This window comes from uncultured Microscilla sp. (assembly GCF_947493425.1).
Taxonomy (GTDB): Bacteria; Bacteroidota; Bacteroidia; order Cytophagales; family Microscillaceae; genus Microscilla.
This window is the reverse complement of record NZ_CANLRP010000103.1, coordinates 25,191-31,416: the sequence shown is the minus strand read 5'-3', so window position 1 is coordinate 31,416 and position 6,226 is coordinate 25,191. Positions and strand designations below refer to the sequence as shown.

Genomic DNA, 6,226 nt, shown 5'->3' with positions numbered 1-6,226 from the left:
GGCCACTTTGCTCCCACAGCTCTATCAAACCAAACATTTTCTTTTCTTTATTCATATCTTTTTGATGCAAAGGTAAGTAAGCAAATAGCAGATGTAAACATGTACTTACTGGGAGGGATACATTTAAAGAATTAAAAGTAGCCTTAAAATACTTACTTGAGGCAAAGGACTCCTCTGTTTGGGATAATTTTATCTACAACTGGGATGATGATTTTGAGGAAGATACAATTAAACAAGTCTTGCATTTTGCTTTACAAACCGATTGGGGTAATGTCGGAGAATTATCAGATGATACTCATCAGAATATTCAATTTGTAGAGATGCATCCATTACAATGGAAAGAAAAGAAAAGTTGAAACAGCTTGATACACATAAAAAAATCATGTACATTATAAATGAGCCTACTAATGATTAATATAAACCAACCCACCATTGAAAAATGTTTTTGTGGTATGTCAAAACTGTATAGAGACCTATCCGGTATTGACATTCGGAAAAGAGAAACAAGCAAAGGAGCGAGGTAGTAAAGAGTAGAACACTTAGTTAGAATAGGCAAAAGATTTAGGACATTTTTCTAAAAACACCAAACCTTCACAAAAGTAGTAGGGTCGATTAAAGAAAACCAAGCAATCACTGTGTTATCAAAGCTATCCCCTAATGATTACAATCAATAAATTCACAATCAAAGGTCATTTAGCATACCTATTTGCCATATATCAAGATAGAGTAGAACAGTTTCCTTAATTAACTCTTGAGGCACAAATGCCTAATATTGAAACAATGAAGGGTTATGCCAAACACGCAAATGAATTGAAAGAGTTGAAGGTTACACTTAAGTACTTGTTAGAAGAAAAAGATGATACTGTTGTAAATGAATTTGTCTCTAATTGGGATGATGACTTTGAGGTACACGAAATAAAACAAGTGCTAAAGTTTGCCCTACAAACCGATTGGAGCGAAGTAGGTGCACTGCCTGATGATATACAAATTACATTTGTAAACGAGCCAACCTAATGATTAACACAAACCAACTAAACAATAAAACATGTTCAGGTTAGTGGTTCTTGGGTTGTTCAGCCTAACCCTACTATCACACCCTCAAACTTATATATATTACCTTAAAGATCAATTATATGAATGAAAATTAATAAAACATCTATTGTCTATTTTTTAAGTTATATCTTTTCTATGTATGACGATAGGTTTGATCAAATGCCTGAGCTTACTTCAGAAGGGTTTGCAAGTGATATAGAGAACATGAAAAGCCATGCAAAAAACTCTGGCGAGCTACTCGAACTCAGACTAATGTTAGATTACATAAAACAATTAGACTATGAAGCCATGCAAGGCTTTTTACCTGCAAATGAAAATTTTGAGGATGACGAGGAAAATACGCGCCTGTTGTTACATCTGGCACTTGAAAGCGACTGGCAAGAACTAGGTGATATAGCTGAATATCAGTTAAATAATATTACATTTATTGATGTGCCACTCCAAGAGTGGCGTCCTCAAAAAATAAAAGAGAAACAAGCAAAGGAGCGAGGTAGTAAAGAGTAGAACACTTAGCCAGAATAAGCAAAAAGGTTAGAACATTTTTAAGGTAAGTGAGTGTAGATGAAATACATAAATTGACAGATTAACCAAGATAAAATGACCACCCATAGCCAAATCAGTCACCTATTACATCGGCATAGTAATGTGTACAAAGTTGGTGAACAAATGTCAAAAGACTCTAAGTATATAACATTAATTGATGAGTTGCTTTGGGATGCTTTTTTAGCCTATAAATCGTATGCAAGAACGCCTTTTGAGATAGAGATTATAGGTGGTAGCAATGAGGGTACAAATCACTTAACTACTGGAACATTTACAGGTGGCATAAGTGGTCAAATCATTGCAAAATTAAAAATAGAAGTAACGCAAGTAATAGGCTTGGGAAACTGGTTCTTGTTCGAACCTGATGACATCTCACGTTTTTTTAATAAAAGTACAGAGTTCAAAGCATTGGCTTATACTCTGCAAGGAATCAATGACTTTTTTACAACCTACCAAATACAAAACACTCAAATTACCCTCAAAACCTTTTACCATGACGATCACGCACGGAATACTGTTTTTTATCAGGCTGTGAATAGGCTAATTGAGCCGTTGGTGGTCAAAAAAACTACTTGATAAGGTTCAAATCTGCTGGAATCTCCCTGCTCTTGCAAATTGTAGGCGCCATATTCACGGGCATTGGTATCTTAGACATGGCGAAACACTTTGGTAAATACTTGAGCCAAGCCTTTCCGGATAAAACTATAGCAGGTGGCGCCAAAAGCCTGGCGCGTGGCTTGGCGGCACTCACCATTGAGCTTATTTTCTCGCTACTCTTTGGCGGCAAAGCATTGCTCAAGAGCGCCAAGAAGGGCATTAAAACGGTGGCAAAAGGGGGCGTAAAAGCAGGGGTGAAAGCGGGCGCCAAAGCCGCTCGCAAAAGTGCGGTGAAAGGCATCAAAAACACCGCCCAAAACTTTAAAGATTTGGGTGGTGTGGCACGCGATGGTTGGGGCACCTTGATGAAAAACGGGAAGATGATCTTCAAAGGCGCCAAGCGTGGGGTCATCTGAAAAACACCCTAAAAAAACACCCCGATACCTAGCCTATGTATCGGGGCAATGCTTCGGCAGGACTCGAACCTGCACGTTCGTTGAACAACTGCGCCTCAAACGGTCGCGTCTACCAATTCCGCCACGAAGCGTTCGCTTACGCGAAAAAAATAGCTTGCTTTCAAACCCGCCAATCACATTTACCAGAGACCCTTGCTCTGCCACTGAGCTACGCCCCAGTATTTGAACTATATTTATTTGGCTGGGGCGAGGGGAATCGAACCCCTGCACTAGGCTTTATGATTTGCACGTTATCAGAAGCCGATTAAAGCTTACACTATGAAGCGATAAGCTAAGGCTGATTTGCCAAACTACTTCTGATCCTTACCAGGCGTTTGAGCACTGTAACAATTAACTTAAGGCTGAGTCTGGCTTCATAAAGCAAGCTTACGTATTTTGGAATGAAATGACAAGAAATATTTCTGGAAAAATAACCGCTAAAATTTCTGACAACTAAAACAACTTTAGATGGGTAAAATAAAGCGCTTAACCGCAAAAAAACTTACGCAATCCGTATGTTTAATACAATTAAAAATATGTTAAATACAACAAAAGTTAAATTATATTTAAATATTAATATTTCGGTATAACCTTTTGCAAGCATTGCCGTTTGCTATTAAAAAATGTATTTTTTATGTAATTAGCCCTGATTTATTGGCCGTCTGCTAAAATCGAAAATATGTAATAATATTACAAATACACAAAATAATTATATTATTTAGGCTAATTTTACAATGAAATTTAACACTTAATCAAACAAGAAATAGAACACGTTTTTTATATCAGGAAAATAACCTAAATGTCTATGAAATACGAGATAAGAATTTTCGCTAAAGATCGTAACAAAATCATTCAGTTTGCCGATCAAAACGGTAACGCAAACCTGATGTTTACGCCTACCGAGTGGGAAGATTTGTATTATGCCATGGGTGCAGTAATAGATGATGAAGCAATGAAACAAGAAGACACCGATAAGGTGGTTGCCATCATCACAGTAAAAGAAATTGAATTTGAAGAAGTGATGGATCGAATGGTAGATGATTTGACTCCCACGCTTACCCAAGTATTAGATAGTACACAAGAACAAACCGTGTTTCGTATTGCTGCCTAATGATGCTATTGAAATAGATTATTCACCAATAAAAATATATAGAGGATGCTTCACAGCAACCTCTTTTTTTATGCCCTTTTCAAGCCTGTATAAATTTCTTGGTGTTAATAGATAATGCCTAAATTTCAGTGTTGTTGATTCAAATTTTAAAGTGTCTTGCAGGAATTGAATTTTACATTATATAAGTCTCATCAAACATCGTTACTATGATTTACTTACTGCCAGTTGAATGTTGCTTGATGAACGTGTAAGTTTTAGTTCCTTTATTCCATTGTTCATAACTTTGGGTATGCATTTCTGTGAGTATGAGTGTATCCTGCCTAAACTCCCAACTGTATACTACAGAGTTGTGCATAGGTCTGTTATTGTTTAGTTGGATAGTAGTATCCTCAAAAATAATGGCATCCTCAGGGCGGTAGGGGTGATGTGTCAGGAAGTAGCTATGTATATAATACTTATTATACTTCTTAAAACCGTGCACTTTGCCCGTAGTATCAAGTGTCATGAGAGGAGCTTGCCTATCTTTATTTAAGGCTTTATATTTTCCGCTGATTAATTGTTCAATAAAAAAAGGAGGAAAGGTTTTAATCGGATGCCAGGACTTATCTTCTATGCCTTTTACCAGCTTGCGTTCATTCTTTCTAATGCGACGAAACGTGTACTTGATGCTATCTGTTGCATTCATTTTACCAGCCACAAATATTCCTCTGATTTTATCATTTGCTCTATCATAGCTTAGTTGGTAGTGATGCCAGCGTTTTATAGTGATAAGGCTATCATAATCGGGGTGGAGCTTTTCTTTTTGATACGGGCTGATTGAGCCATAATAGAAAATGCTATCTAAAGAAACGGTCAGTACAATGGCAGAGAAACTTAATGGATCTTTTGTGTGTTTCTCAATGGCTTTGCTTCTAACTACGCTTTTTATAAGTTGCTAAAAATCAACGTGATATAAAAGTGTGGTTACTTGTGGAACAAGGTATACCTAGAACCTTGCACCTAGTCCCTAGAACCTTGTCGGGGCTCTGTACTATACTATCGAGGTAGTTTGTCAATACCCAATACCCTTGCAATGGTTTGAGGTCATCTTGACGAATATTCTTTTTAGAGCTACAGCATACACATAGCAATGCCAACAGTATGCAAAGGTATTTGTTCAGCCTCATTTTACGTTAAATAAACTTAATTTTACGGGCAGCAAACCATACCATCTTAAGCAACAGAAAACCCTGCGACCATCGTTTGATGTTGGTTTTGCCGTAAGTGCGTGCTTTGTAGCTAACGGGGATTTCTACAATTTTGAGCCCCAGGCGTGCTGCTCCAAACAGTAAATCGAAATCCCCGAAAGGGTCAAAATCCCCAAAAAAATTGCGGTTTTGTGCCAGTCTCAGGTAGTTGTGCCGCGAGATCACCTTGGTGCCACAAAGCGTGTCTTTGAAACGTTGATTGAGTAAAAACGAAAAAGCCTTGGCAAAAGCCTTGTTACCCAGCAGGTTAAAAAAACGCATTGCTTTGTTTTCCATAGGGTATACCAGCCTACTACCGTTGATGAACTCTCCTTTGTTGTGTAACATTGCCTGATAAAACTTAGGCAGGTCTTCGGGAGAAACGGTTAAATCGGCATCTAAGATCATGAGAATATCTTGAGTGGCAAGCGCAAACCCTGTCCTTATTGCATCGCCTTTTCCTTTGCCGGGTTGTTGAGCAATTTTAATATTTATCTTGCCCTTGTAGGTTGCTTGTACCTGTTTTATCTCCTCCCAGGTATCATCTTCAGAGTTACCTTCTACCAATATCAGTTCGTCATTGATACCCATTTTAGGCAAACGTTTTACTATATTTTCTATGTTGCCAGCTTCGTTGCGGGCAGCCACTACTATCGATACCGATGGTTGTGTCCAGTGGTTGGCTTGCAATGGGCGCAATACGGCAATGCGCACCAAAGTAAACCACCTGAAAAATGGCAGAGGAGCCAGCCAACGGTTAAGAAAGTAACTTACCAATGGAATATACACCGGGCAAAGTATTCTTTGCTGTTCGCTCACTATTTCGTAGTCAGCCAGTAGACTGAAGTTTTTTAGGTCAGAAGCCGAAAACCAGTTTTGTTCGGGCAAGTGGTTGCGAAATCCCCAACGGGTAGCAAGGTAGGTAAGAGGACGCCACAGGGCATTATAATAACACACCATTACCCTGGTTTGGGCGGTGCAAAGCTGTTGTAGTTGTATTAAAAAAGCTTGAATATCACGCTCGTAGTGTAGGTTGCCGTTCAGTACTACATAAGCTGTTTTTTTAGCCGGGGGCTGGTCTTGTGCCAAAGGCAAATGGGCAATACTGTGTGTCAATGGATGCCCCAGGTATTGCAACAACCACTTGTTTTTGGGGCTTACTTCAGTTACCTCATCGCTGGAGCGAATATAAAAGGCCAGGTATTTGGCCAGCAGACGGTAAAAGTACTTTTTCATTGAGT

At 38.6% G+C, this 6,226-nt stretch carries 7 protein-coding genes and 1 tRNA gene; 5 read left to right on the top strand and 3 right to left on the bottom strand.

The annotated features are described in order from the left end of the window. Positions 1-762: 762 nt before the first annotated feature. The 4 genes from Q0954_RS22085 (at position 763) to Q0954_RS22070 (ending at position 2,609) form a co-directional block, all read left to right on the top strand. Positions 763-1,014, top strand: a complete 252-nt coding sequence (locus Q0954_RS22085) for a hypothetical protein (RefSeq protein WP_299460504.1) — start codon at positions 763-765, stop codon at positions 1,012-1,014. Positions 1,015-1,137: 123 nt separating this feature from the next. After that, positions 1,138-1,557 carry a hypothetical protein gene (locus Q0954_RS22080; protein WP_299460502.1) on the top strand — a complete coding sequence of 140 codons (420 nt, stop codon included), beginning with the start codon at positions 1,138-1,140 and terminating at the stop codon, positions 1,555-1,557. Positions 1,558-1,719: 162 nt separating this feature from the next. Next, entirely contained in the window at positions 1,720-2,172 is a 453-nt protein-coding gene (locus tag Q0954_RS22075) for a hypothetical protein (protein WP_299460500.1), read from the top strand. Then, positions 2,169-2,609, top strand: coding sequence for a hypothetical protein (locus Q0954_RS22070; protein WP_299460498.1), 441 nt, complete (start codon positions 2,169-2,171; stop codon positions 2,607-2,609). The genes Q0954_RS22075 and Q0954_RS22070 overlap by 4 nt, the downstream gene beginning before the upstream one ends. 48 nt (positions 2,610-2,657) lie before the next feature. Here the strand turns inward: Q0954_RS22070 and Q0954_RS22065 are convergent. Then, positions 2,658-2,740: transfer RNA gene (locus Q0954_RS22065), tRNA-Leu, on the bottom strand. 713 nt (positions 2,741-3,453) lie between these two features. On the opposite strand from Q0954_RS22065, the gene Q0954_RS22060 reads away from it, so the two are divergent. Beyond that, a complete protein-coding gene (locus Q0954_RS22060) occupies positions 3,454-3,759 on the top strand; it encodes a hypothetical protein (protein ID WP_299460496.1) in 306 nt (101 codons plus the stop codon). 211 nt (positions 3,760-3,970) lie between these two features. Here Q0954_RS22060 and Q0954_RS22055 read toward each other — a convergent pair whose 3' ends face one another. Both Q0954_RS22055 and Q0954_RS22050 read right to left on the bottom strand, forming a co-directional pair. Next, entirely contained in the window at positions 3,971-4,444 is a 474-nt protein-coding gene (locus Q0954_RS22055) for a hypothetical protein (protein WP_299460493.1), read from the bottom strand. Between the two features lie 487 nt (positions 4,445-4,931). Next, positions 4,932-6,221 carry a glycosyltransferase family 2 protein gene (locus Q0954_RS22050; protein WP_299460490.1) on the bottom strand — a complete coding sequence of 430 codons (1,290 nt, stop codon included), beginning with the start codon at positions 6,219-6,221 and terminating at the stop codon, positions 4,932-4,934. Positions 6,222-6,226: the final 5 nt, after the last annotated feature.